The following is a 26,240-nucleotide window of genomic DNA, read 5'->3' on the forward strand; positions in this document are numbered from 1 at the left end:
CCCTGAATATTCAGGGTAAGCGTAAGAGTTAAGAAAGAATTACAGCGGCTGGGTTTGCGCTTCAACCACGGCCAGCGCCACCATGTTGACGATACGACGTACCGACGCGATTGGCGTTAATACGTGAACCGGTTTCGCCACGCCCATCAGCACCGGACCAACGGTTACACCTTCCGAGCTGGAAACGCGTAGTAAGTTGTAACTAATGCGGGCGGCTTCCATATTCGGCATCACCAGAATATTAGCGGAACCTTTCAGAGAGCTGTCCGGCATACGATCGTTGCGAATCGCTTCCACCAGCGCCGCATCACCGTGCATTTCGCCATCAATCATCAGTTCTGGCGCACGTTCCCTGACCAGTTCCAGGGCTTTACGCATTTTGCTGGACGACGGGCAATTTGAAGAACCAAAGTTGGAGTGCGAGAGTAAGGCTACACGCGGCTCAATACCGAAGCGACGGACAGTTTCTGCCGCCATCAGCGTGATCTCCGCCAGCCCTTCTGCGTCTGGATCATCGTTGACGTAGGTGTCAGCAATGAAGGTGTTACCACTCGGCAGCAGCAGCGCGTTCATTGCGCCTGCGGTGTGAACGCCATCGCGATAACCAAACACATTTTTCACCACACTAAAGTGTTCGTGATAATCCCCCACCGTACCGCAGATCATTGCATCGGCTTCGCCACGCTGAACCATAATCGCGCCGATCACTGTCGGATTGCCGATCAATGCACGCTGTGCCTGTTCCTGGGTGACCCCGCGACGTTTCATGATCTGGAAGTATTCGCTCCAGTACTCTTTAAAGCGCGGATCGGATTCGTTATTGACGATCTCAAAATCAACGCCCGCTTTGATCTGCAAGCCCAGTTTCTGAATACGCATTTCGATCACGTTCGGACGACCAATAAGAATCGGTTTCGCCAGTCCCAGCGTTACCAGTTCCTGAGTCGCGTGCAAAACGCGCGCCTCTTCCCCTTCCGGCAGCACCACGCGCTTCGGCGCTTTGCGAGCCTGAGAGAAGATCGGCTTCATAAACAGGTTGGTTTTGTAAACGAACTCGGTCAGTTTGTCGATGTAGACGTCGAAATCAGCAATCGGACGCGTCGCCACACCGGACTCCATTGCCGCTTTTGCCACCGCTGGCGCGATCTTGACGATCAGACGCGGATCGAACGGTTTAGGAATGATGTATTCCGGGCCAAAGCTCAGATCCTGATCGCCATAGGCAGAAGCAACCACTTCGCTCTGTTCCGCATGAGCCAGTTCAGCAATCGCACGTACCGCTGCCAGTTTCATCTCTTCATTAATAGCGGTTGCACCAACGTCCAGCGCGCCACGGAAAATGAACGGGAAGCAAAGCACGTTGTTGACCTGGTTTGGATAGTCAGAACGACCAGTACAGATGATGGCATCCGGACGCACTTCTTTCGCCAGCGGCGGCAGAATTTCCGGTTCCGGATTCGCCAGCGCCAGGATCATCGGCGCGCGAGCCATTTTCTTCACCATTTCCTGGGTGAGCACTTTCGGGCCGGAGCAGCCAAGGAAAATATCCGCGCCTTCAATTACATCGTCGAGGGTACGTTTACCGTCATCCACCACCGCATAAGCGGCTTTGGTTTCCGCCATGTTCGGCTCTCGACCCTGATAGATAACGCCTTTCGAGTCACAAACCACGATGTTATGTTTTTGCAGCCCCAGTGCCACCAGCAGGTTCATACAGGCGATGGCGGCTGCCCCCGCGCCGGAAACTACCATCCGCACGTCGGAGATGTTTTTCTCTACCACGCGCAAGCCGTTAAGGATAGCGGCGGTGCTGATGATTGCCGTTCCGTGCTGGTCGTCGTGGAATACCGGAATGTTCATCCGCTGGCGCAGTTTCTGCTCAATATAGAAGCATTCTGGCGCTTTAATGTCTTCGAGGTTGATGCCGCCAAAGGTCGGTTCCAGCGCAGCGACCACTTCGATAAATTTGTCCGGATCGAGTTCATCAACTTCAATGTCAAACACATCAATCCCGGCGAATTTCTTAAACAGAACGCCCTTGCCTTCCATCACTGGTTTGCCTGCCAGCGCGCCAATGTTGCCTAACCCCAGTACCGCCGTACCGTTGGAGATCACCGCCACCAGGTTACCGCGCGCAGTATATTTGTAGGCTTTTAACGGATCTTTCTCGATTTCAAGACAAGGCGCGGCGACGCCAGGTGAGTAGGCCAGCGCCAGATCGCGCTGCGTGGCCAGAGGTTTAGTGGGAGAAACCTGGATTTTCCCTGGAACTGGAAATTCATGGAAATCAAGTGCACTTTGTTTTAACTGGTCATCCATTTGGTTGTTCCTTTCACGTAACGTTCACAAAAATGCGTGGGCAACTGCCTCAGCCCACAACATGGCGCACATTATTACCTTGCCGGAGCTTTCAGACTTTGAGCAAGTCCAAACTCTCCTCATAAAAATAATATTTTGGCAATAATCCTATAACACTGATGTTACCTGCTTAATCCGGCAATACCATGCCTGTCTGCTATGCTTTTTTGATGCGATTAGCAAAATTTCTCAGAAGTGTGAATTAACGCACTCACCTAACACTTTACTTTTCAAGGAGTATTTCCTATGAACGAGTTAGACGGCATTAAACAATTCACCACTGTCGTGGCAGACAGCGGCGATATTGAGTCCATTCGCCATTATCATCCTCAGGATGCCACCACCAATCCTTCGTTATTACTCAAGGCTGCCGGATTATCACAATATGAGCATTTAATAGACGATGCTATCGCCTGGGGTAAAAAAAATGGTCAAACGCAGGAACAACAAGTGGTAGCTGCCTGCGATAAGCTGGCGGTCAATTTCGGTACAGAAATTCTCAAAATCGTACCCGGTCGTGTATCGACAGAAGTTGACGCACGCCTCTCTTTTGATAAAGAAAAGAGTATTGAGAAAGCGCGTCATCTGGTGGATTTGTACCAGCAGCAGGGCGTTGAGAAATCACGCATTCTGATCAAGCTAGCTTCAACCTGGGAAGGGATCCGCGCGGCAGAAGAGCTGGAAAAAGAAGGCATTAATTGCAATCTGACGCTGCTGTTTTCCTTTGCTCAGGCACGCGCCTGTGCAGAAGCGGGCGTTTTTCTGATTTCGCCATTTGTCGGGCGTATTTATGACTGGTATCAGGCGCGCAAGCCGCTGGATCCGTATGTGGTGGAAGAAGATCCGGGCGTTAAGTCGGTGCGTAATATCTACGACTATTTCAAGCAGCACCGCTATGAAACCATTGTGATGGGCGCAAGTTTCCGCCGTACCGAGCAAATCCTCGCTTTAACCGGTTGCGATCGTCTGACTATCGCGCCGAACTTGCTGAAAGAGTTGCAGGAAAAAGTCTCGCCAGTCGTCCGCAAATTGATCCCGCCTTCTCAGACGTTCCCACGCCCTGCCCCCATGAGCGAAGCGGAGTTCCGTTGGGAGCACAATCAGGATGCGATGGCGGTAGAAAAACTGTCTGAAGGCATCCGCCTGTTCGCCGTCGATCAACGCAAACTGGAAGATCTTCTTGCCGCCAAACTATAAACCAGCCACGGAGTGTTATATGTCCCGAAAAGACCTTGCCAATGCGATTCGCGCGCTCAGTATGGATGCGGTGCAAAAAGCCAATTCTGGTCATCCCGGCGCGCCGATGGGCATGGCCGATATTGCCGAAGTGCTGTGGAACGATTTTCTTAAACATAACCCCACCGATCCAGCCTGGTATGATCGCGACCGCTTTATTCTCTCCAACGGTCATGCCTCGATGCTGCTCTACAGTTTGCTGCATCTGACCGGTTACGACCTGCCGCTGGAAGAGCTGAAGAACTTCCGTCAGTTGCATTCGAAAACCCCAGGACACCCTGAGCTTGGCTATACGCCAGGCGTTGAAACCACCACAGGGCCGCTGGGGCAAGGGCTGGCGAACGCGGTTGGACTGGCGATAGCAGAACGTACGCTGGCGGCGCAGTTTAACCAGCCGGATCATGAAATTGTCGATCACTTCACTTATGTGTTTATGGGCGACGGCTGCCTGATGGAAGGTATTTCTCACGAAGTCTGTTCGCTGGCGGGCACGCTGGGGCTAGGCAAGCTGATTGGTTTTTACGATCACAACGGTATTTCCATCGACGGTGAAACCGAAGGCTGGTTTACCGACGATACGGCAAAACGTTTTGAAGCCTATCACTGGCATGTTGTCCATGAAATCGACGGTCACGATCCGCAGGCGGTGAAAGAAGCGATTCTCGAAGCGCAAAGCGTGAAAGATAAGCCGTCGTTGATTATCTGCCGCACGGTGATTGGCTTCGGTTCGCCTAATAAAGCGGGTAAGGAAGAGGCGCACGGCGCACCACTGGGGGAAGAAGAAGTGGCGCTGGCACGGCAAAAACTGGGCTGGCACCATCCGCAATTTGAGATCCCTAAAGAGATTTATCACGCCTGGGATGCCCGCGAAAAAGGCGAAAAAGCGCAGCAGAGCTGGAATGAAAAGTTTGCAGCTTATAAAAAAGCCCATCCGCAACTGGCAGAGGAGTTTACCCGCCGGATGAGCGGAGGTTTGCCGAAGGACTGGGAGAAAACGACGCAGAAATATATCAATGAGTTGCAGGCGAATCCGGCGAAAATCGCTACCCGTAAGGCGTCGCAAAATACGCTTAACGCTTACGGCCCCATGCTGCCGGAACTGCTCGGCGGTTCGGCGGATCTGGCTCCCAGTAACTTAACCATCTGGAAAGGTTCGGTGTCGCTGAAGGAAGATCTGGCAGGGAATTATATTCACTACGGAGTGCGTGAATTTGGTATGACCGCCATCGCCAACGGCATCGCGCACCACGGTGGATTTGTACCGTATACCGCGACGTTCCTGATGTTTGTTGAATACGCCCGCAACGCCGCTCGTATGGCGGCGCTGATGAAAGCGCGGCAGATTATGGTTTATACCCATGACTCGATTGGTCTGGGGGAAGATGGCCCGACGCACCAGGCGGTTGAGCAACTGGCCAGTTTGCGCTTAACCCCGAATTTCAGCACCTGGCGACCGTGCGATCAGGTGGAAGCAGCGGTGGGCTGGAAGCTGGCGGTTGAGCGCCACAACGGGCCGACGGCGCTGATCCTCTCAAGGCAGAATCTGGCGCAGGTGGAACGTACGCCGGATCAGGTAAAAGAGATTGCTCGTGGTGGTTATGTGCTGAAAGACAGCGGCGGCAAGCCGGATATTATTTTGATTGCTACCGGTTCAGAGATGGAAATCACCCTACAAGCGGCGGAGAAATTAGCGGGAGAAGGTCGCAATGTTCGCGTGGTTTCCCTGCCCTCGACCGATATTTTCGACGCCCAGGATGAGGAATATCGGGAGTCGGTGTTGCCTTCTAACGTTGCGGCTCGCGTGGCGGTGGAAGCAGGCATCGCCGATTACTGGTACAAGTATGTTGGTCTGAAAGGGGCAATTGTCGGGATGACAGGTTATGGGGAATCTGCTCCGGCGGATAAGCTGTTCCCGTTCTTTGGCTTTACCGCCGAGAATATTGTGGCAAAAGCGCATAAGGTGCTGGGAGTGAAAGGTGCCTGATGGTGATTGCCGGATGCGACGCTGACGCGTCTTATCCGGCCTACAGCGTCTTATCCGGTCTACATGTTCCCGCCATTTTGTTTAACGGGTGATCCACAACGTGGGCCAGGCGTCTGGCCCATGCCAGTTATCGCAGGTGGGTTCTGCGGCGTAACGCACCAGGCGAAAACGCTGACCGTCAAAGCGCCAGCGCGCCTGAATGCCACAATCGCTTAATCCACGGCCTTTCGCTAACGTCACCAGTTCACGCGATTTTTCATCAAATGTCGCGTTCATCAGTTCCAGTTCATTCGTCTCCTGACCGTTATTGAACGGCAAACGCAACCGTACCGGACGCGAGGCCAGCGGCTTTTTACGCGACACTATCCACGCCAGATCAATGGTGTTATAGGCGCCCGCCTCACAGCTAATCATCATCAGCGCTTTATCATCAGTCAGCGCAGTGACATTCACCTCACGACGCAACGGATCAAGCGAACAACGCAGGCCATTCATCCGCCAGTTACCGTAATCCAGCAAATCATTACGCTCTTCGAGTGAGAGTGGCGTCGGCGTTGGGTTTACCACAGCGACCTCTTTCAGCGCAGGCGCAGGCGGTACGCTGAGTGGCGGCTCGTCTCCTTTCTTGATCCACGCAGTTTCACTGCCAACGCGCTTTTGCTGAGCATCAATAAACAACAACGCCGCTTTTAATCCATTAAGAGAAATGGTCTGATCGCCGTCGCGTAAGGTAATTGCCTTCCCTTCCTGAATCATTTGCAAAAACGCGGTGATGGTCGCCGTATCATCGGTCACTAATAACCACGGCGAAATCCGCCACTTGTCCCCGCTTAACGCCAGCGGCTCGCCATCTAACAGCAGTCGTGGCGCTATCGCCTCTTCCGACGCATCCGGCGACTTCAACCCGCCGCGCTCAATACGTAAAACGGCATCGGTATGCGCCCCGGCACTGCGACTGAGAGTCATCACCAGTCCATTATGATTGCCAGTGTTGCGCGCTACGCAGAAATTTTGGTTGTTACAGGTGACCTGCCAGTCGGAAAACGTCCGTTGCGCTGGTGCTGCCCACGCCAAAGACGTCGGCAACAAAGCGAAAAAAAAGAGCAGGAAAATGCGATAGCGCATGGACGGTACGACCCCAGAAGTTCAAACAAACAGCACAAGTCGTATCTTCGTTGCGCAGGTAGCGCGGCTCAATCGGATTTATCGGATTGAGCCAATAATAAACAACGAAATATTATTGTTATTTTTCAGTCCATTAAATGTGACGTTTGTAAATAGTTAAGCAATAACACCGTCTTACCGTCACGTATCTCGCCGGTATTAATCATCTCAAGCGCCTGGCTGAACGGCAGCTCAAGCACTTCAATATCTTCATCTTCGACGCCGCCCCCCGCGTTAGCACGCTGACTGTCACTGTATTCGGCGATAAAAAAGTGGATTAGCTCGGTCACACCGCCAGGCGACATATACAGTTCAAATAATTTGCGTACTTCGCCAACCTCATAACCCGTCTCTTCAATCGCTTCTTTGCGAATGCACACTTCGGGTTCGTCGTTGTCCAGCAGCCCGGCACAGGTTTCAATCAACTGCCCGCTTTCATTGCCATTAACCCAGGTCGCGACGCGGAACTGACGAATCAGAACTACGGTCTTTTTCTTCGCGTTGTACAGGAGGATCGTCGCGCCATTGCCGCGATCGTAAACTTCACGTTTATGGCGGATAACTTCGCCATCTTTGCGGGTGAGATCGTAGGTAATGTTGTGCAGGGTGAAATAGTTATCGGAGAGAATTTGGTCTTTGATGAGGGTGATTTGTTGCGTCATACCGACTCCACAGCGCGAAATGAACAAGTATCTTACGCTGTGAAGTCGGGTTTGTCTGCGGATGGAATTAGTGAGATTTGACTGATTTTATCCCCAGCCAGTCAATAATTCCCTGCGCCGCATGGCGCCCTTCCGCCATTGCAGTCACCACGAGATCCGCACCGCGCACGGCATCGCCACCGGCGAAGATTTTCGGGTTCGTCGTCTGGTAACGGTACTGACTTTCAACATCAGCCACGATGCGCCCCCATTTATCCACCGTTACACCGTGTGACTGAAGCCACGGCATATCATGCGGATTAAAACCAAACGCCATAATCACCGCGTCGGCAGGCATGACAAATTCACTGCCTTCCACCGGCACCGGACGCCGACGCCCTTGTGCATCCGGCTCGCCAAGACGCGTGCGCAGGAAACGAATCCCGCAGACGTGACCTTGCTCATTCAATTCAAGCGCCACTGGCTGGACGTTAAATTCGAAGTTAGCCCCCTCTTCGCGGGCGTTCTTCACCTCTTTTTTCGAACCGGGCATGTTAGCTTCATCACGACGATAGGCGCAGGTGACGTTACTTGCGCCGTGGCGCAGCGCGGTGCGCACACAGTCCATCGCGGTGTCGCCGCCGCCCAGTACAACGACATTTAGCCCGGCTGTATTGATAAACGGCTCTTCCGGTAGCTCTTCAAGCCCCATCACCTGTTTGGTGTTGGCAATAAGGAACGGCAGAGCGTCATAAACGCCCGGCGCATCTTCATTGGGTAAGCCCGCTTTCATGGAACGGTAAGTGCCGACGCCAACGAAGACTGCGTCGTATTGTTCGAGCAGCGAATCCAAAGAGACATCTTTACCCACTTCACAATTGAGTTTGAAGTGAATCCCCATTGCGCTGAAGATTTCCCGACGGCGCGCCATCAGCGATTTATCCAATTTGAAAGAAGGAATGCCAAAGGTGAGCAAGCCACCGATTTCTGGATGGCGATCGTATACCGTCACCTCCACGCCGCTGCGGGTCAGGACGTCCGCACAGGCCAGCCCCGCAGGCCCCGCACCGATAATCGCCACTCGCTTGTCCACTTTGGTGACATGGCTTAAGTCAGGACGCCAACCTTTCGCCAACGCCTGATCTGAAATGTAGCGTTCAATGTTGCCGATAGTCACCGCGCCGTGCTCATCGCGAATGGTGCAGGCGCCTTCACACAAGCGATCTTGCGGACAGACGCGTCCGGTAATTTCTGGCAGGGTGTTGGTCTGGTGAGAAAGCTCGACGGCGGCGTCGATATTTCCGGCTTTCACCAGTTCAATCCACTGCGGAATATGGTTATGCAGCGGGCAGGTCCATTCACAGACGCTATGCTCGCCGCACTTCAGGCAGCGCGAGGCTTCCCGTTGTGCCTGGTCGGTGCGGAATGGCAGATAAATTTCATCAAAGCCGGTTTTGCGCGCTTCAATTGCCAGTTTATCCGGCTCGCCGCGCGCGGGCGTTGCCTGCATTTGCTCGACTTTACTCATTACCGGCATTTCTTGTGCCGCTGTACTGGTATGCCACGGTTGATGTTCCTGACGTGCAGTGCGCAAGCGGCGAGATTTCGCTATGCCGGAGAGTGCGGCGTCGGTGACCAGTTGCAGCGCATCCGCCGGGCAGTTTTCGACACAGGCGGGGCCGTTTTCTCGCCCTGCGCACAGGTCGCATTTATGTGCCGTGGCTTTCACTTTACCCGCTGTGACGGGTGTCAGGACAATCTGCATGGTGCCAAACGGACAGGCCACCACACAGGATTTACAGCCAATACACTTTTGCTGATTGACCTGAATGCTGTCATCAACATGGCTGATTGCGCCATTGGGGCAGCTACGGGCACAGGGCGCATCTTCGCAATGGTGACAGGTCACTGCACTACGTTGCTGCTGATGTTTGATAACCGTAATTCGGGGATGAAAATGGTGTTGGCTCAGGACATGTTGCTCATCATTGTGAGCCATGACACAGGCGATTTCACAAGCATGACAACCCAGACATTGCTGACTGTTGGCCATAATAAAACGATTCATAACGACCTTCTTTTTTGGTTGTAAAAACCTTATTCTTTATATGAGTGTTGTTATTACCCGACTTGCAGGGGAATCGGCAATGTCCATGTGCCCAGAACAAGTAACTATTTCGCTATAAACTGTGGCAGATCAAATAATCCCATCACTGACTAAATTGCGTTTCAACAACCTGGAACATTAATGATTTTATGTGGAGAAGACGCGTGTGATTGTTAAACGCCCCGTCTCGGCCAGTCTGGCCAGGGCCTTTTTTTACATTGTGCTGCTGTCGATTCTTTCCACGGGTATCGCCCTGCTAACTCTGGCGAGCAGTTTGCGCGACGCTGAGGCGATCAATATTGCCGGATCGCTGCGTATGCAGAGTTACCGCCTGGGCTACGACTTGCAAAGTGGCAGTCCACAACTCAATGCGCATCGCCAGTTGTTCCAGCAGGCACTGCATTCACCGGTATTAACCAATCTCAACGTCTGGTATGTGCCAGAGGCAGTAAAAACCCGCTATGCGCATCTGAATGCCAACTGGCTGGAGATGAATAATCGGCTCAGCAAGGGGGATTTGCCGTGGTATCAGGCCAATATCGATAATTATGTCAATCAGATAGACCTGTTCGTGCTGGCTTTACAGCACTACGCTGAACGCAAAATGCTGCTGGTGGTGGCGATTTCGCTGGCTGGCGGCATCGGTATTTTCACGCTGGTCTTTTTTACTCTGCGCCGCATACGCCATCAGGTCGTTGCCCCACTGAATCAACTGGTTACCGCCAGTCAGCGTATTGAACACGGTCAGTTCGACTCACCGCCGCTGGATACCAGCCTGCCCAATGAGCTGGGACTGCTGGCCAAAACCTTTAACCAGATGTCGAGCGAACTGCATAAATTGTACCGTTCGCTGGAAGCGTCAGTAGAAGAAAAAACCCGCGATCTCCACGAGGCCAAGCGCCGTCTGGAGGTGTTGTATCAGTGTTCGCAGGCGCTGAACACCAGCCAGATTGATGTGCATTGTTTCCGCCACATTTTGCAGATTGTTCGCGACAATGAAGCGGCTGAATATCTGGAGTTAAATGTCGGTGAAAACTGGCGGATTAGCGAAGGAAAGCCCAACCCGCAACTGCCGATGCAGATTTTACCGGTGACCATGCAAGAGACGGTTTACGGCGAGCTGCACTGGCAAAACAGCAACGTGTCGGCCTCCGAACCGCTGCTTAATAGCGTTTCATCGATGCTGGGGCGCGGTTTGTACTTTAACCAGGCACAGAAACATTTTCAGCAATTGCTGTTGATGGAGGAACGCGCGACCATCGCCCGCGAATTACACGACTCGCTGGCTCAGGTGCTTTCTTATTTGCGTATCCAGTTGACGTTACTGAAGCGTTCGATACCGGAAGATAACGCCACCGCACAAAGTATCATGGCCGATTTTTCCCAGGCATTGAATGATGCGTATCGGCAGTTACGCGAGCTGCTGACCACTTTCCGCCTCACGCTGCAGCAGGCGGATCTCCCTTCCGCGCTGCGGGAAATGCTGGATACATTACAAAATCAAACCAGCGCCAAACTGACCCTCGACTGCCGCTTGCCAACCCTGGCGCTGGATGCGCAAATGCAGGTGCATCTGTTGCAAATTATTCGTGAAGCGGTGCTGAATGCGATGAAGCACGCCAACGCCAGCGAAATCGCTGTTAGCTGCGTCACCGCACCGGAAGGCAACCACACGGTCTATATCCGTGACAACGGGATTGGCATCGGTGAACCGAAAGAACCTGAAGGCCATTATGGTCTGAATATTATGCGCGAGCGCGCGGAACGACTGGGCGGAACGCTGACATTTTCGCAACCTTCCGGCGGCGGCACGTTAGTGAGTATTAGCTTTCGCTCTGCGGCGGGTGAGGAAAGTCAACTGATGTAATACCTCTTGTTGACCAAAGAATACGGGCACTTAAGGTTCAGTATAAAAGGGCATGATAATTTACATTATCTCCTTTTTTTCTCCACGATTGGCTCGTACCTTGCCGCTACAGTGAAGCAAGTCAAGCCTACAACGATACGCAGAAACACGAGGTCCTCTTTTAATGGCGAATTTCTTTATTGATCGCCCCATTTTTGCCTGGGTACTGGCAATCCTGTTGTGTCTGACAGGAACCCTGGCGATTTTCTCATTGCCCGTTGAACAATACCCGGATCTCGCGCCACCGAACGTGCGAGTGACCGCTAACTATCCAGGCGCTTCGGCTCAGACGCTGGAAAACACCGTAACCCAGGTTATCGAGCAGAATATGACTGGCCTCGATAACCTGATGTATATGTCGTCACAAAGCAGTGGCACCGGTCAGGCATCTGTCACCTTAAGTTTTAAAGCCGGAACCGACCCGGACGAGGCGGTGCAACAGGTGCAAAACCAGCTGCAATCGGCCATGCGTAAACTCCCACAGGCGGTACAAAACCAGGGCGTGACAGTACGTAAAACCGGCGATACTAACATCCTGACCATTGCTTTCGTCTCTACCGATGGTTCGATGGATAAACAAGATATTGCCGATTACGTTGCCAGCAATATTCAGGATCCGTTAAGCCGCGTTAACGGCGTTGGTGATATCGACGCCTATGGTTCACAGTATTCGATGCGTATCTGGCTTGATCCGGCAAAACTGAACAGCTTCCAGATGACGGCTAAAGATGTAACCGACGCCATTGAGTCACAGAACGCGCAGATTGCGGTCGGACAGCTTGGCGGTACACCTTCTGTCGATAAACAAGCATTGAACGCTACCATTAACGCCCAGTCGCTGTTGCAAACGCCTGAACAGTTCCGCGATATCACCTTGCGGGTAAATCAGGATGGTTCGGAAGTGAAACTGGGCGATGTTGCCACCGTCGAAATGGGGGCGGAGAAATACGATTATCTTAGCCGCTTTAATGGTAAGCCTGCCTCCGGTCTGGGAGTAAAACTGGCTTCCGGCGCGAACGAAATGGCCACAGCGAAGCTGGTACTGAACCGGCTCGACGAACTGGCGCAATACTTCCCTCCCGGTCTGGAATATAAGGTGGCGTATGAAACCACCTCGTTTGTTAAAGCCTCCATTGAAGACGTGGTGAAAACCCTGTTAGAAGCTATCGCGCTGGTTTTCCTCGTCATGTATCTGTTCCTGCAAAACTTCCGCGCTACGCTGATTCCAACTATCGCCGTGCCGGTGGTGTTAATGGGCACTTTCTCCGTGCTTTACGCCTTCGGTTACAGCGTCAACACCTTAACCATGTTTGCGATGGTGCTGGCGATCGGTCTGCTGGTGGATGACGCCATCGTGGTGGTGGAAAACGTCGAACGTATTATGAGTGAGGAAGGACTCACTCCTCGCGAAGCCACACGTAAATCGATGGGGCAAATCCAGGGCGCTCTGGTCGGGATTGCAATGGTGCTGTCGGCGGTATTTGTGCCAATGGCCTTCTTTGGCGGCACGACCGGAGCTATCTATCGCCAGTTCTCTATTACCATTGTTGCGGCGATGGTGCTGTCGGTGCTGGTGGCGATGATCCTCACTCCGGCGCTGTGTGCCACGCTACTTAAGCCACTGAAAAAAGGTGAGCATCACGGGCAGAAAGGCTTTTTTGCCTGGTTTAACCAGATGTTCAACCGTAACGCCGAACGCTACGAGAAAGGGGTGGCGAAAATTCTCCACCGCAGCCTGCGCTGGATTTTGATTTACGTCCTGCTGTTAGGCGGTATGGTGTTTCTGTTCCTGCGTCTGCCGACGTCATTCCTGCCACTGGAAGACCGTGGCATGTTCACCACGTCGGTGCAGCTACCCAGCGGTTCGACCCAGCAACAGACGCTGAAAGTGGTGGAACAGATCGAGAAGTATTACTTCACTCATGAGAAAGACAATATCACGTCAGTATTTGCCACGGTCGGTTCAGGCCCTGGCGGCAACGGGCAAAACGTGGCGCGTATGTTTATCCGCCTGAAAGACTGGAGTGAGCGCGACAGTAAGACCGGCACTTCGTTTGCCATTATCGAACGTGCAACGAAAGAATTTAATAAGATTAAAGAAGCCCGCGTTATCGCCAGCAGCCCGCCGGCAATTAGCGGTCTTGGCAGTTCTGCGGGTTTTGATATGGAGTTGCAGGATCACGCCGGAGCGGGTCACGATGCGCTGATGGCTGCACGTAACCAGTTGCTGGCGCTGGCAGCGGAAAATCCGGAATTAACCCGCGTGCGCCATAACGGTCTTGATGACAGTCCGCAGTTGCAGATTGATATCGACCAACGTAAAGCTCAGGCGCTGGGCGTTGCCATTGACGATATTAACGACACGCTGCAAACCGCGTGGGGTTCAAGCTATGTAAATGACTTTATGGATCGCGGTCGCGTGAAGAAAGTCTATGTGCAGGCCGCCGCGCCGTATCGGATGCTGCCGGATGATATCAACCTGTGGTATGTGCGTAACAAAGACGGTGGGATGGTGCCCTTCTCTGCCTTCGCGACCTCTCGCTGGGAGACAGGTTCGCCGCGTCTGGAACGCTATAACGGCTATTCTGCGGTAGAGATTGTCGGGGAAGCCGCACCGGGCGTCAGTACGGGTACAGCGATGGATATTATGGAATCGTTAGTGAAGCAGTTGCCGAACGGCTTTGGACTGGAGTGGACGGCGATGTCGTACCAGGAACGACTTTCCGGTGCGCAAGCTCCGGCGCTGTATGCCATTTCATTGCTGGTGGTATTCCTGTGTCTGGCTGCACTTTATGAAAGTTGGTCAGTACCGTTCTCGGTAATGCTGGTTGTACCGCTGGGAGTTATCGGCGCGCTGCTGGCAACCTGGATGCGCGGGCTGGAAAACGACGTTTACTTCCAGGTGGGTTTATTAACGGTCATTGGTTTATCGGCGAAAAACGCCATCCTCATTGTCGAGTTCGCTAACGAGATGAACCAAAAAGGTCACGACCTGTTTGAAGCGACGCTTTATGCCTGCCGCCAGCGTTTACGCCCGATACTGATGACCTCGCTGGCGTTTATCTTCGGCGTACTGCCGATGGCAATCAGCAGCGGTGCCGGTTCCGGTGGTCAACATGCGGTGGGTACTGGCGTAATGGGGGGAATGATCTCCGCCACCATTCTGGCGATTTACTTCGTGCCGCTGTTCTTTGTGCTGGTACGCCGTCGTTTCCCTCTGAAGCCACGCCCGGAATAAGCAATAAAAAAGGCGACATGCCAACGTGTCGCCTTTTTCAACTTTCTGATAAAGAACCTGTTCATCAGGTTCTTTCATTTTACCTTCTGTCCTGGTAATTACTTGCGAAGCATAACTTCGATAAAGTCTTTCCAGTTCCCCAGTTCACGTTCAATCATAACAACCTCTCTTATAATTATGGGTATTCTACGGAAACAATATACCGTGGTGAAGCTAATTTATTCGATTGCAGTGATTACTACCTCCGGGGCAAAACCTATGTAAATACTATGGCCCTGAGACAGGGATTTTTATGTGATGCAAAGCAACATTTCAACAGATTCATACGGATTCTAATACTTGCTTAATTCTGTTTGAAATACATACAGATACCTAGGGGAATATTCTTAATAATTACATTCAAAATGCTCACAATTATTTAATAATTGTTAAGTGAAACACCTTAATAATGTTATATTCCCTGGTATTCATTTGTCGGGGAAATGTATTGACCGTTAAATGAGTATTTATTCTTATAAATCGAAAAAGGATTCATTATGGTTACACTTTACGGCATTAAAAATTGTGACACCATTAAAAAGGCTCGCCGTTGGCTGGAAGCCAATAACATCGACTATCGTTTTCATGATTATCGCGTTGATGGGCTGGACAGCGAATTATTGAACGGTTTTATCAACGAATTAGGCTGGGAAGCGTTACTCAACACCCGTGGTACTACCTGGCGTAAACTGGACGAAACCACGCGCAATAAAATCACCGATGCGGCTTCTGCGGCGGCATTAATGACTGAAATGCCTGCAATTATCAAACGCCCATTGCTCTGCGCGCCAGGGAAGCCTATGCTGCTTGGTTTCAGTGAATCCAGTTATCAGCAATTTTTCCATGAGGTGTAGTCTATGTCGTGTCCGGTTATTGAGCTGACACAGCAGCTTATTCGCCGCCCATCCTTAAGTCCTGATGACGCAGGATGTCAGGCAATCATTACCGAACGTTTACAGGCGATCGGTTTTACCATCGAACGCATGGACTTTGCGGATACGCAGAATTTTTGGGCGTGGCGTGGACAGGGAGAAACGTTAGCCTTTGCCGGACATACCGACGTTGTACCGCCTGGCGATGCCGACCGTTGGATCAATCCACCATTTGAACCGACCATTCGCGACGGTATGTTATTCGGGCGCGGCGCGGCAGATATGAAAGGGTCGCTGGCGGCGATGGTGGTAGCAGCAGAACGCTTTGTCGCTCAACATCCCAACCATAAAGGTCGACTGGCGTTTCTGATCACCTCAGACGAAGAGGCCAGCGCCCACAACGGCACGGTCAAAGTGGTCGAAACCTTAATGGCACGCCGTGAACGGCTGGATTACTGCCTGGTTGGTGAACCGTCGAGTATCGAAGTGGTCGGTGATGTAGTGAAAAATGGCCGTCGCGGATCGTTGACCTGTAACCTTACTATTCATGGCGTGCAGGGACATGTGGCCTACCCACACCTTGCAGATAACCCTGTACATCGTGCAGCGCCTTTCCTCAATGAGTTAGTGGCTATCGAGTGGGATCAGGGCAATGAGTTTTTCCCGGCAACCAGTATGCAAATAGCCAATATTCAGGCGGGTACTGGCAGTAATAATGTCATTCCGGGTGAGCTGTTTGTACAGTTTAACTTCCGCTTTAGCACCGAACTTACTGATGAAATGATCAAAGCACAGGTGCTTACCCTGCTTGAAAAACATCAACTGCGTTACACGGTCGATTGGTGGCTTTCCGGGCAGCCATTTTTGACTGCGCGCGGTAAACTGGTAGATGCGGTCGTCAACGCGGTTGAGCACTATAATGAAATTAAACCGCAGCTACTGACCACAGGCGGAACGTCCGATGGGCGCTTTATTGCCCGCATGGGGGCGCAGGTGGTGGAACTTGGGCCGGTCAATGCCACCATTCATAAAATTAATGAATGTGTGAACGCTGCCGACCTGCAGCTACTTGCCCGTATGTATCAACGTATCATGGAACAGCTCGTCGCCTGATGAGTGGTTCTGCAAGAGGAAAAAAGCATGGACTGGCTGGCTAAATATTGGTGGATTCTGGTAATTGTCTTTTTGGTGGGCGTCCTGCTGAATGTTATCAAAGATCTCAAGCGCGTCGACCATAAGAAATTTCTCGCCAACAAGCCGGAGCTTCCCCCGCATCGTGATTTCAACGATAAATGGGACGATGACGACGACTGGCCGAAGAAGGATCAACCGAAGAAGTAAGCTGGAGGGGCCGGATAATGTCTGGCGCTCAACCGTAGGCCGGATAAGACGCGTCAGCGTCGCATCAGGCATCATAGCCGGATGCGGCGTGAACGCCTTATCCGGCCTACGCGTCCGGCACCTGTCTTTTACATCATTTCAATCACATCATCATCGCCAGGCTTACCGCCGCTTAACGCCTCGTCGAAGTAATGTTTCGGAATGGTATAACGCAAGTGATCCAGGGCAAATTGCATACTGCGATTATCGATCGCATGACCTAAATCCTCCACGATATCCAGCGTCACATCTCCACCGGCGTTAATTAACGCTTCCTGCGCCGCAACCGCGTGAGCCAGATCGATAACCGGATCTTCACCACCGTGGATCAGGTGAATTGTTGTAGCAGTAGAAGCCGTTTCCGGCAGGCTGGCATAGCGTCCGTTAAAGGCGATGACGCGTGAGGCAAGTCCCGGTTCGGCTTTAATACTCTCCAGCGCCATAATGGCCCCTTGTGAGAACCCGATCAGCGCCGTGGCGTTAGCCCCTACTCCGCTCTGTTTCTGCCAGTAGCGTACTGTCTCAATAAACGTCGGCATTATGGCATCCACCCGCGCCTGGCGATTCTCTTCCGTTACGCCCTGCACCGAAAACCATTGACGCCCTGCCGGATTACCGCTCGGCTCAGCACCACCGACACTTACCACCAGCGCATCTGGAAACAACGGTGCAAACCAGCTACCGATTTCCCCCATTGCCACCGGGTTATCCCCGACACCGTGGAAAAGCAGTAACAACTGTTGGGCAGGTTTATCCGGGCTTTGAACAACAAAATGGTCATGTTTCATGGCGAACTCCTTAACTGATGTCATTAATTTTACGCCGCTGACTCACAATGACCATGGGAGAAAATTGAAGGAGTCAGTGAAAAAATTGCCATTGTGTTATGCGATTGCGCAGGCGTTCAGTGCGGACATCATCAAGTGCGAATAGCGCCTGCGCGGCTTCTTCGCGTTGGCAAACCAGCAATGCCTTACGGCCTGAAAGTTTAAGTGTGGTACATAACTGCGCGTCGCTGACGTTTTTCTGCAACCGTCCTCGCAGCACCGGTAATGCCCGTTCACTGGTTTGCAGCAGGCGTGTTAAACAACCTAACGACGTTAAAAGGGGACGATGGGCGAAAGCAAAACCGGCCAGTTCAAGCCAGTCATTATCAGAAAGCATGATGTCGTTTAACGGATCAACCGAGATGCTTTCACCATTCCATTGCGAGAGAATTTGTGCGTCGCGGCGTAAACGATAATGCTCACATTCTGCCAATTGTTTACCCGCTTCGCTAATGGGTAATAGTGCCATCGCCGTATAACAGCCGCTACTGGCTTCGCGATGATTACCCATCCGTACCAGCACAAAACCGCAGCGTTGCCAGAAACGCCATAATTCCTCGGTGTAGCCAAAACTCACTGAAAGATAGTCGAGGTCATGCATATATTGCACAGCGTCAGCAATAAGTTGCTGCCCTGTACCTTCCCGCTGACGCGCCGGATGGACGGCAATGCGGCTGACACGCCGTCCGCGTAACGTTGCTGCCAGTGGATTGCTACCGTGTGCCGCCAGCGACTGAGCCACCAGGTTGCCACGCGGGCGACGAAAACCCGCCCATACCGCCTGACTGAGCTCTTCAGATAATCCCCCCTCATCCACCAGCCACAGCGCCCCGGCAATCTCGTTTTCGCAAGCAGCTTGTAAAAAATGTTGTCCAGGCGCGTCCATCATCCGGCGTAAATCCAGCGGTGAAGTCCGGTAGTGCGCACCAGACAATAACTGGTAAACCTTTAACGGCGTTTCTGGCTTGCTTCGCCATGAAGTCTGTTCAAATGCAGAAATGGTGATCTTGCCTTGTGGTACGCGCGTGAAGGTTTCATCGTCAAAAACCAGTGCCTCGCTAACCATTTTTTCCAGCGGGCATCCCTGCGCCCAGCGGATCGGCTGTTGCAATTCAAAACGCTGCAAATGCGGGAAGCGGGCGCAAAATTTCAGCAAAAAGCCACGCCCGGTGCCTTCATAGCCCTGCACCGTAGTGGTTAACAAAGTACGCGGAAAGCGTGATACCAGTTGATGTAATAGTGGGGCGGGTATTGCAGCAGCTTCATCGACAACCAGCCAATCAGCTTTTTCATCACTGGACAGCAATGCATCCGGCGCAACAAAACGAAACTTCTCTCCGGCAAATTGTGCCAGCACATTCGTTGCGGCTCTCGCAGGCGCAGTGACTATCGCACTGCCAGCGATACGGGAAATGAGTTGCCCTGCCAGCGCCGACTTACCGCGTCCGCGCGCAGCAGTTACCGCTGCCACGCCCGGTGGCATAGTCAGAAGCTGCTGTAGTATCTGTTGTTGTTCCGGTTGCGGTGCGCCAGTAGCGGATTGCCAGTCAGAACGGGGGACAACATCCGCCAGCATTAGTGGCTGCTCTTGTCGCCAGAGAATAGCGTCATCATCTGCCGCAAGTACGCGTTTGAGATGCTGGACAAAATGCGGTGTAGCGATGGGACTGGCGCAATCACTCCAGCGCAGCGAATCAGCATCGGGATGGTTTTCCCATTCTTCCCATACAGGGAGTAACAAAACCAGCCAACTGCCCGCTTTCAGCGTTCCACCAAGCGCCGCAAAGGCTGCGGCATCAAAGCCCTGGCGAGCATCGAATACCGCATGCTGGAACTCGCGCCCAAGTAAAGTTTGTAGCGCCGCTGGCGTACAGTGGTTTTCAGAAGTTGGCTGCGGCGATACCCACAGCCAGTCGCCAGGTAATGCGTCACGCAATTTGAGTGCATGTTCACAGCACCAGCACGCATCCCCGCTCAACACCAACAGGCGGCGAATCCCTTCGCGTTTCATTTGCGCTGTGAATGTGTGTAGCGCGGTCAGTTCAGCCATCCCTGCCCCGAAAGTTAAATGCTTTTACCGAAAGTATTGCATTGTGCCGGATCGCCGCTGTCGAAACCACGTTTAAACCAGCTATAGCGTTGTTGGGATGTACCATGAGTAAAGCTGTCCGGCACTACCCGCCCCTGACTTTGCTGCTGTAAGCGGTCATCGCCGATGGCTTGCGCCGCATTCAGCGCCTCTTCCAGATCGCCAGTTTCCAGAACGCCTTGTTGCTGCATACTGTGCCCCCAGACACCGGCAAAACAGTCGGCCTGGAGTTCCATACGCACAGACAAGCGGTTCACTTCCGCCTGCGTCGCGTTTTGTTGCAATTGACGGACTTTCGGTTCAATGCCTAACAGTTTCTGCACATGATGACCGACTTCATGGGCGATAACGTATCCCTGAGCGAAATCACCATCCGCGCCCAGTTTGTCTTTCATGTCATCATAGAAAGAGAGATCGATATAGACCGTACCATCCGCCGGGCAATAGAACGGCCCCATAATGGACTGTCCGGCGCCGCAACCGGTGCGTGTCATTCCGCGATACATCACCAGCTTCGGTTGCTGATAAGTCTTACCCATCTTCTCGAATTGCTGTCCCCAGGTGTCTTCCGTGGTTGCCAGAATTACCGAGGTGAATTTTGCTGCTTCATCTTCATTTGGGCTAATTGAGCGCGTTGATTGCTGTTGAGAAATCGGCTGTCCGGTCATCAACCCAGTTAAATCAACACCATAGTAGCCAGCAACCAGCACCACTACCAGTAAAATCAGCCCACCTTTACCGCTTGGCAGACGGAAACCGGGACCGCCCATTGACGGGCCACCAGAGCTGTTTCGCCTGTCTTCAACATTGTCACTTTCACGACGCCCTTGCCAGCGCATAGATACCTCAACAATATATTCATTATAGTGATGATCGTAGGTGCTTCAGAGGAAGATTACCACAGGAAAACGGGAGGAAATGATGGAGGAATGAGCGTTCAATTCACGTATTACAAGAGCGGTCATCTTGCCGTGCCAGCAGCACGGCAAGATGATGAACAGAAAAATCAGTCCAACTGTACACCCAAGCGGCGGGCGACGGCTTCATAGGCCTCGATCAGGCCACCGAGGCTCTGGCGGAAACGGTCTTTGTCCATTTTCTCCAGCGTTTCTTTGTCCCACAGTCGGCTGCCGTCCGGGGAGAACTCATCGCCCAGTACTACTTCACCTTTGTACAGGCCAAACTCCAGCTTGAAGTCGACCAGAATCAAACCAGCATCATCGAACAGTTTTTTCAGCACGTCGTTCGCTTTGTAGGTCAGCTCTTTCATACGCGCCAAGTTCTCTTTGCTCACCCAGCCAAAGGTTTCGCAGTAAGATTCGTTGACCATCGGATCGTGCATGGCGTCGTTTTTCAGGAACAGATCGAACAGCGGCGGGTCCAGCTCAATACCTTCTTCGATTCCAAGACGTTTCACCAGAGAGCCAGCAGCACGGTTACGCACGACACACTCAACCGGCACCATATCCAGCTTTTTCACCAGACATTCGGTATCGGAGAGCAGACGCTCCATTTGAGTCGGGATACCCGCTTCAGCCAGTTTGCTCATAATGAAGTAGTTGAACTTGTTGTTCACCATACCTTTGCGATCAAACTGCTCAATGCGCGCGCCATCACCTGCTGACGTATCATTGCGGAATTCGAGCACCAACAGATCCGGGTTTTCCGTGCTGTATACGGTTTTCGCTTTACCACGATACAACTCAGCTTGCTTTTGCATCTTTATCACTCCTGGGTGTGAATTAACGTTTTAAAATCTTTTGCTGTCTGGTGTGCCGGATATTTTGTCGGATGCGGCGTGAACGCCTTATCTGACCTGTGTCCGACAAACAAATTTCGTGCGAATTAACGCTAAAATCGCGTTTTTCTGCCGACGCACACGTTTGCGTATCATAACAGAAAAAAGGGCCGGATTACTCCAGCCCTGTATTTTTACTTGCTAAACGCTGCCTGGAAGACAGATACCAGTGCGTCGTTTTGGCTTTGAGTCAGCGTATGGCCTTTCGGATCGATGAACTGCAAGCTGCTGCGGTTATCTAAATCACCGACCTGCAGTTTATAGTCACCGGATGCCAGGCCTGGATCGCTCGCGCCCAGTTCCTGCCAGTCGCTGTCAGACAACGGCTTATAGGTCACGGCCATGCTGCCCTGCGAACGGGTGCTGTCGGTCACTTTCATGCCCACTTTTTCCAGCGCCGCTGGCAGACGTTGCCAAACCACGTTGAACGGCCCGCGAACGACCAGCATTGGTAAGCCTGTGTCATCAGCAGCACTTTGTACGTCCATGGTGGTGGAAGCACGGTTTTGCGCCGCATTAGCCGCATCGGTCACGGATTTATCCAGACCGGCGGAAATGACGTTCATCATCTCCGTGCTGTAACGCTGCATGGAAGCCGCGTCTGCAACCGGTTTGCCCGCCTGCTCCAGGTTCAGCAGTTTCACCGTTACCGCCTGCTGATAACCCTGCGGTTTAACAGAGATTTGATAACGACCGCGATACTGCTCGTCTTCGTCCAGACGATTCCATTGCACCCAATCGGTAGTCAGCGTCTGACCAGCATCATCGCGTTGGGTAATGGTGTAGTTTTTCGCCTGCAGCACGCTAACAACCTGCGGCCACAAAGTATTACCACGACCATTTTCTACCAGCAGCGAGGCGGTGTCGCCCGTAAACTGGGTACGTGCGCCGGAAATCAGCGCCAACGGCTGGGCAGGTGGACGAATGTCCAGCGCCTTACCGACAGCACCGCTACCGTTGGTCACCGGTATTGCATAATCACCGGAAGTCACCGGCAAAATCATTCCTGCCGGGGCATGAAGCTCCGCAAGCGGTGCCGCTTCCAGATAGGCTTCATCACCACTCACCTGACGCTTATAGCGTGAGTCAGAACTACAGGCTGCGAGTAACAGAACAAGCGATACACCCGCAACCTTTGCCAGGCGCGACTTTTGAACAGAGTAAGCCATCAAATCTCCCTAAACTTTACAGCAAACCGGCATACTTAAGCGCCGCTCTGACCGTCTCACGACCACTGTCGGTGATTGGTGTCATTGGCAGGCGCAGCGTATCGGTCGCCACAAGACCCAGTTCCTTACATGCCCATTTCACCGGGATTGGATTGGGTTCGACAAATAGTTTGTTGTGTAATGGCATCAGACGCTGGTTAATAACGCGTGCCTCGGCAAAATGCCCTTCTGCCGCCAGTTTGCACATCTGAGCCATATCACGCGCTGCGACGTTAGCAGTAACGGAAATAACGCCATGACCACCTAACTGCATGAAGTCCAGCGTGCTCGCATCATCGCCGCTCAGCAGAACAAAATCGTCTGAAACCAGCTCTTTGATCTGGTTAACACGCGTTAAGTTCCCTGTTGCCTCTTTGATTCCGATAATATTTTTTACTTTCGCCAGACGGCCCACCGTTTCTGGTAGCAGATCGCAGCCAGTACGGGACGGCACATTATACAGGATTTGCGGCAGGTCAGTATGTTCAGCGATGGCTTTGAAATGCTGATACAGACCTTCCTGCGACGGGCGGTTGTAATAAGGGGTCACCGTCAGGCAGCCAACAATGCCACTGTCATTGAAACGCTGTGTCAGGCTAATGGCTTCCGCAGTAGCGTTAGCGCCGGTTCCGGCAATCACCGGAATACGCCCGTCAGCCAGCTCCAGGGTCATCATCACCACATCAACATGTTCGTCATGATTCAGGGTAGCGGACTCACCAGTGGTGCCAACAGAAACAATCGCCGAAGTACCGCTGGCGACTTGATAATCAATCAGTTTTTTTAAGCTAGCCCGACAGACATTACCTTTTTCATCCATCGGAGTAACAATCGCGACAATACTTCCCGTGAACATGGGCCATCCTCTGTGCAAACAAGTGTCTCAATGGTACGTTTGGTATGGCATTAAAAGCAAGCAAACAGAACCGTTCTGATTGTTGTATGCATGTTTTTTTTATGCTTTCCTTAAGAGCTACTCTCCCCCTTGAAGGAATAACCGGTTTGACACTGTCATCGCAACATTATCTGGTGATCACTGCGCTGGGTGCCGATCGCCCAGGAATTGTGAACACTATCACCCGTCATGTCAGTAGTTGCGGCTGTAATATTGAAGACAGTCGCCTGGCGATGCTGGGAGAAGAGTTCACCTTTATCATGCTGCTTTCCGGTTCATGGAACGCAATCACCTTGATCGAATCAACGTTACCGTTGAAAGGTGCCGAACTGGATCTTTTAATCGTGATGAAGCGCACGACGGCTCGTCCGCGTCCGCCGATGCCAGCATCTGTCTGGGTTCAGATCGATGTGGCAGATTCACCGCATTTAATTGAACGCTTTACCGCACTTTTTGACGCGCACCATATGAACATTGCGGAGCTAGTGTCTCGCACGCAACCTGCTGAAAATGAACGAGCTGCGCAACTGCATATTCAGATAACCGCCCACAGCCCGGCGTCTGCGGATTCAGCAAATATTGAACAAGCTTTCAAAGCACTATGTACAGAACTCAATGCGCAAGGCAGTATTAGCGTCGTCAATTATTCCCAACATGATGAACAGGATGGAGTTAAGTAATGAATCCACTGAAAGCCGGTGACATCGCACCGAAATTTAGCTTGCCGGATCAAGACGGAGAACAAGTTAATTTGACCGACTTCCAGGGACAGCGTGTTCTGGTTTATTTCTACCCGAAAGCCATGACCCCCGGCTGTACCGTACAAGCCTGTGGCTTACGCGATAACATGGATGAGTTGAAAAAAGCCGGTGTTGATGTACTGGGTATTAGCACCGATAAACCCGAAAAACTCTTCCGTTTTGCGGAAAAAGAGCTGCTCAACTTTACGCTTCTGTCTGATGAAGACCACCAGGTGTGCGAACAATTCGGCGTCTGGGGAGAGAAGTCCTTCATGGGCAAAACCTACGATGGTATTCACCGCATCAGCTTCTTGATCGATGCTGACGGCAAAATCGAACATGTCTTTGACGATTTCAAAACCAGCAATCACCACGACGTAGTGATTAACTGGCTGAAAGAACACGCCTGATTACTTTGCTCCATTCCGTGCTGGCTGCGCTTGCGGCCAGCACTCCTCACCTCCGGCGATATAGCGGAATGAAGGTTAATCTTGCGCAATTTGACCATCGGGCCAGGCATGGATTACCGCTTTAATTAGCGTCGCCAGAGGAATGGCAAAGAACACCCCCCAGAATCCCCACAGACCACCGAAGATCACCACCGATAAAATAATCACCAGCGGATGCAGGTTAACCGCTTCGGAGAACAACACCGGTACTAACAGGTTGCCATCCAGCGCCTGAATAATCAGATATACCGCGAAGCAGCTCCAGAATTCAGTGCCAGCGCCAAACTGGAATAGCGCCACGCCGACCACCGGAATGGTCACCACAAATGCGCCAATGTACGGAATAAGCACCGAGAAACCGACCAGCACCGCCAGCAGCAGTGAATAGTTCAACCCGAAAAGCAAGAACCCCAGCCAGGTGGCTATCCCCACCACAATCATCTCCAGTACCTTGCCACGGATGTAGTTGGTGATTTGCTGGTTCATCTCCTTCCAGACCTGGCCTGCCAGCCCACGGTTACGCGGAAGCACCCGGCGGACGGCATTCAACATTTGCTCTTTATCTTTCAGAAGGAAAAAGACCATCAGCGGCACCAGAACAAGATAGACGGCAATGGTCAGCAGGCCCACCAGCGATGCGAGAGAGATTTTCACCACCGAATCGCCCATGGTGAGCATCCGGCTGCGCATATTGTCGGCCATCGCATCAATAATGCCCGCATCCATTAACGCCGGATAACGGCGCGGCAACGTGGCGGCAAAATCAGATAGCTTATTGAGCATCCCCGGCATATCGCGGATTAAATATATGCCCTGCTGCCAGGCGATAGGCAGTACCACGAACGCCATCAGCAGCAAAATTCCAACGAAAACCACCAATACAATCGACGTCGCCCAACGGCGGGAACAGCCAATAGATTGCAGGCGCACGGTTGGCCATTCAAGCAAATAGGCCAGCACAATAGCCACCAGCAACGGTGCGAGTAGGCCACTAAAGAAAAAGATAATGCCAAATCCGGCAACTAAAATAACCAGCAAGGCAATCGCTTCCGGGTCGCTAAAACGGCGGCGATACCATTGCATCAACATTTCGAGCATAAAGACCTTCCCTGAACCTCAAGAGCGGGATTGCGATCCGCAATTGTATCGAAATGTCACAAAAAAGACTTCGCTTTTTATGACGGATTCAGGAAACTGAAAAGTCATTTGAGTGGGTTAATCTTCGCCGTTACACTCAAAGACGGCGCGGTGGGAACGATATTTTACAGTATCGGTCAAATGACTATCTCCAGAAATACAGGACAGAGGT

21 protein-coding genes are annotated in these 26,240 nt (G+C 52.2%); 9 read left to right on the forward strand and 12 right to left on the reverse strand.

What is annotated here, in order from left to right:
• Positions 1–39: 39 nt before the first annotated feature.
• Positions 40–2,319 carry an NADP-dependent oxaloacetate-decarboxylating malate dehydrogenase gene (gene maeB, locus A7Z29_RS12620; protein WP_000342666.1) on the reverse strand — a complete coding sequence of 760 codons (2,280 nt, stop codon included), beginning with the start codon at positions 2,317–2,319 and terminating at the stop codon, positions 40–42.
• A 285-nt stretch (positions 2,320–2,604) separates the two neighbouring features.
• Between maeB and tal the strand changes: the two genes are divergently transcribed.
• Positions 2,605–3,555, forward strand: coding sequence for a transaldolase (tal, locus tag A7Z29_RS12625; protein WP_001003728.1), 951 nt, complete (start codon positions 2,605–2,607; stop codon positions 3,553–3,555).
• A gap of 19 nt (positions 3,556–3,574) precedes the next feature.
• Positions 3,575–5,578 carry a transketolase gene (gene tkt / locus A7Z29_RS12630; RefSeq protein ID WP_105290322.1) on the forward strand — a complete coding sequence of 668 codons (2,004 nt, stop codon included), beginning with the start codon at positions 3,575–3,577 and terminating at the stop codon, positions 5,576–5,578.
• A gap of 81 nt (positions 5,579–5,659) precedes the next feature.
• On the opposite strand, the gene A7Z29_RS12635 is transcribed toward tkt, so the two are convergent.
• From A7Z29_RS12635 to aegA, 3 genes are all read right to left on the reverse strand, one after another.
• Complete coding sequence (locus tag A7Z29_RS12635) at positions 5,660–6,703, reverse strand: DUF1176 domain-containing protein (protein ID WP_105290323.1); 1,044 nt, start codon at positions 6,701–6,703, stop codon at positions 5,660–5,662.
• A gap of 125 nt (positions 6,704–6,828) precedes the next feature.
• The gene (gene nudK, locus A7Z29_RS12640; RefSeq protein ID WP_010344584.1) at positions 6,829–7,404 is read right to left on the reverse strand and encodes a GDP-mannose pyrophosphatase NudK; all 576 of its coding nucleotides are present in this window, start codon (positions 7,402–7,404) and stop codon (positions 6,829–6,831) included.
• A 67-nt stretch (positions 7,405–7,471) separates the two neighbouring features.
• Positions 7,472–9,451, reverse strand: coding sequence for a formate-dependent uric acid utilization protein AegA (aegA, locus tag A7Z29_RS12645; protein WP_001078905.1), 1,980 nt, complete (start codon positions 9,449–9,451; stop codon positions 7,472–7,474).
• 205 nt (positions 9,452–9,656) lie between these two features.
• On the opposite strand from aegA, the gene narQ reads away from it, so the two are divergent.
• Complete coding sequence (gene narQ / locus A7Z29_RS12650; protein WP_105290324.1) at positions 9,657–11,357, forward strand: nitrate/nitrite two-component system sensor histidine kinase NarQ; 1,701 nt, start codon at positions 9,657–9,659, stop codon at positions 11,355–11,357.
• A gap of 163 nt (positions 11,358–11,520) precedes the next feature.
• Complete coding sequence (gene acrD / locus A7Z29_RS12655; protein WP_001263108.1) at positions 11,521–14,634, forward strand: multidrug efflux RND transporter permease AcrD; 3,114 nt, start codon at positions 11,521–11,523, stop codon at positions 14,632–14,634.
• A gap of 98 nt (positions 14,635–14,732) precedes the next feature.
• Here acrD and ypfM read toward each other — a convergent pair whose 3' ends face one another.
• Positions 14,733–14,792 carry a protein YpfM gene (gene ypfM / locus A7Z29_RS12660; protein ID WP_001386977.1) on the reverse strand — a complete coding sequence of 20 codons (60 nt, stop codon included), beginning with the start codon at positions 14,790–14,792 and terminating at the stop codon, positions 14,733–14,735.
• A 378-nt stretch (positions 14,793–15,170) separates the two neighbouring features.
• Here ypfM and A7Z29_RS12665 point away from each other — a divergent pair, with 378 nt between their 5' ends.
• The 3 genes from A7Z29_RS12665 to A7Z29_RS12675 are packed head-to-tail and all read left to right on the forward strand — an operon-like array spanning position 15,171 to position 16,886.
• The gene (locus tag A7Z29_RS12665) at positions 15,171–15,527 is read left to right on the forward strand and encodes an ArsC family reductase (protein WP_000258248.1); all 357 of its coding nucleotides are present in this window, start codon (positions 15,171–15,173) and stop codon (positions 15,525–15,527) included.
• Positions 15,528–15,530: 3 nt separating this feature from the next.
• Positions 15,531–16,658, forward strand: coding sequence for a succinyl-diaminopimelate desuccinylase (dapE, locus tag A7Z29_RS12670; protein WP_001277782.1), 1,128 nt, complete (start codon positions 15,531–15,533; stop codon positions 16,656–16,658).
• 27 nt (positions 16,659–16,685) lie between these two features.
• A complete protein-coding gene (locus A7Z29_RS12675) occupies positions 16,686–16,886 on the forward strand; it encodes a YpfN family protein (RefSeq protein ID WP_000383836.1) in 201 nt (66 codons plus the stop codon).
• 128 nt (positions 16,887–17,014) lie between these two features.
• Here the strand turns inward: A7Z29_RS12675 and ypfH are convergent, their stop codons facing one another.
• From ypfH to dapA, 6 genes are all read right to left on the reverse strand, one after another.
• Positions 17,015–17,713, reverse strand: coding sequence for an esterase (ypfH, locus tag A7Z29_RS12680; protein ID WP_000679838.1), 699 nt, complete (start codon positions 17,711–17,713; stop codon positions 17,015–17,017).
• A gap of 73 nt (positions 17,714–17,786) precedes the next feature.
• Positions 17,787–19,802, reverse strand: coding sequence for a tRNA cytosine(34) acetyltransferase TmcA (gene tmcA, locus A7Z29_RS12685; RefSeq protein WP_105290325.1), 2,016 nt, complete (start codon positions 19,800–19,802; stop codon positions 17,787–17,789).
• A 14-nt stretch (positions 19,803–19,816) separates the two neighbouring features.
• Positions 19,817–20,680 (reverse strand): KPN_02809 family neutral zinc metallopeptidase, encoded by an 864-nt coding sequence (gene ypfJ / locus A7Z29_RS12690; RefSeq protein WP_001267512.1) that lies wholly within the window; start codon positions 20,678–20,680, stop codon positions 19,817–19,819.
• A gap of 167 nt (positions 20,681–20,847) precedes the next feature.
• Complete coding sequence (purC, locus tag A7Z29_RS12695) at positions 20,848–21,561, reverse strand: phosphoribosylaminoimidazolesuccinocarboxamide synthase (RefSeq protein ID WP_010344579.1); 714 nt, start codon at positions 21,559–21,561, stop codon at positions 20,848–20,850.
• A 212-nt stretch (positions 21,562–21,773) separates the two neighbouring features.
• A complete protein-coding gene (gene bamC / locus A7Z29_RS12700) occupies positions 21,774–22,808 on the reverse strand; it encodes an outer membrane protein assembly factor BamC (protein WP_010344578.1) in 1,035 nt (344 codons plus the stop codon).
• Between the two features lie 16 nt (positions 22,809–22,824).
• Positions 22,825–23,703, reverse strand: coding sequence for a 4-hydroxy-tetrahydrodipicolinate synthase (gene dapA / locus A7Z29_RS12705; RefSeq protein ID WP_105290326.1), 879 nt, complete (start codon positions 23,701–23,703; stop codon positions 22,825–22,827).
• Positions 23,704–23,849: 146 nt separating this feature from the next.
• Between dapA and A7Z29_RS12710 the strand changes: the two genes are divergently transcribed.
• A complete protein-coding gene (locus tag A7Z29_RS12710; protein WP_000176182.1) occupies positions 23,850–24,422 on the forward strand; it encodes a glycine cleavage system transcriptional repressor in 573 nt (190 codons plus the stop codon).
• Positions 24,422–24,892 carry a thioredoxin-dependent thiol peroxidase gene (gene bcp / locus A7Z29_RS12715; RefSeq protein ID WP_001068678.1) on the forward strand — a complete coding sequence of 157 codons (471 nt, stop codon included), beginning with the start codon at positions 24,422–24,424 and terminating at the stop codon, positions 24,890–24,892. Before A7Z29_RS12710 ends, bcp begins: the two co-directional genes overlap by 1 nt.
• Before the next feature lie 75 nt (positions 24,893–24,967).
• Here bcp and A7Z29_RS12720 read toward each other — a convergent pair whose 3' ends face one another.
• Entirely contained in the window at positions 24,968–26,029 is a 1,062-nt protein-coding gene (locus tag A7Z29_RS12720) for an AI-2E family transporter (RefSeq protein ID WP_000892038.1), read from the reverse strand.
• Positions 26,030–26,240: the final 211 nt, after the last annotated feature.

It is taken from the genome of Escherichia sp. MOD1-EC6842, from assembly GCF_002965705.1.
In the GTDB taxonomy this organism is placed as follows: domain Bacteria; phylum Pseudomonadota; class Gammaproteobacteria; order Enterobacterales; family Enterobacteriaceae; genus Escherichia; species Escherichia ruysiae.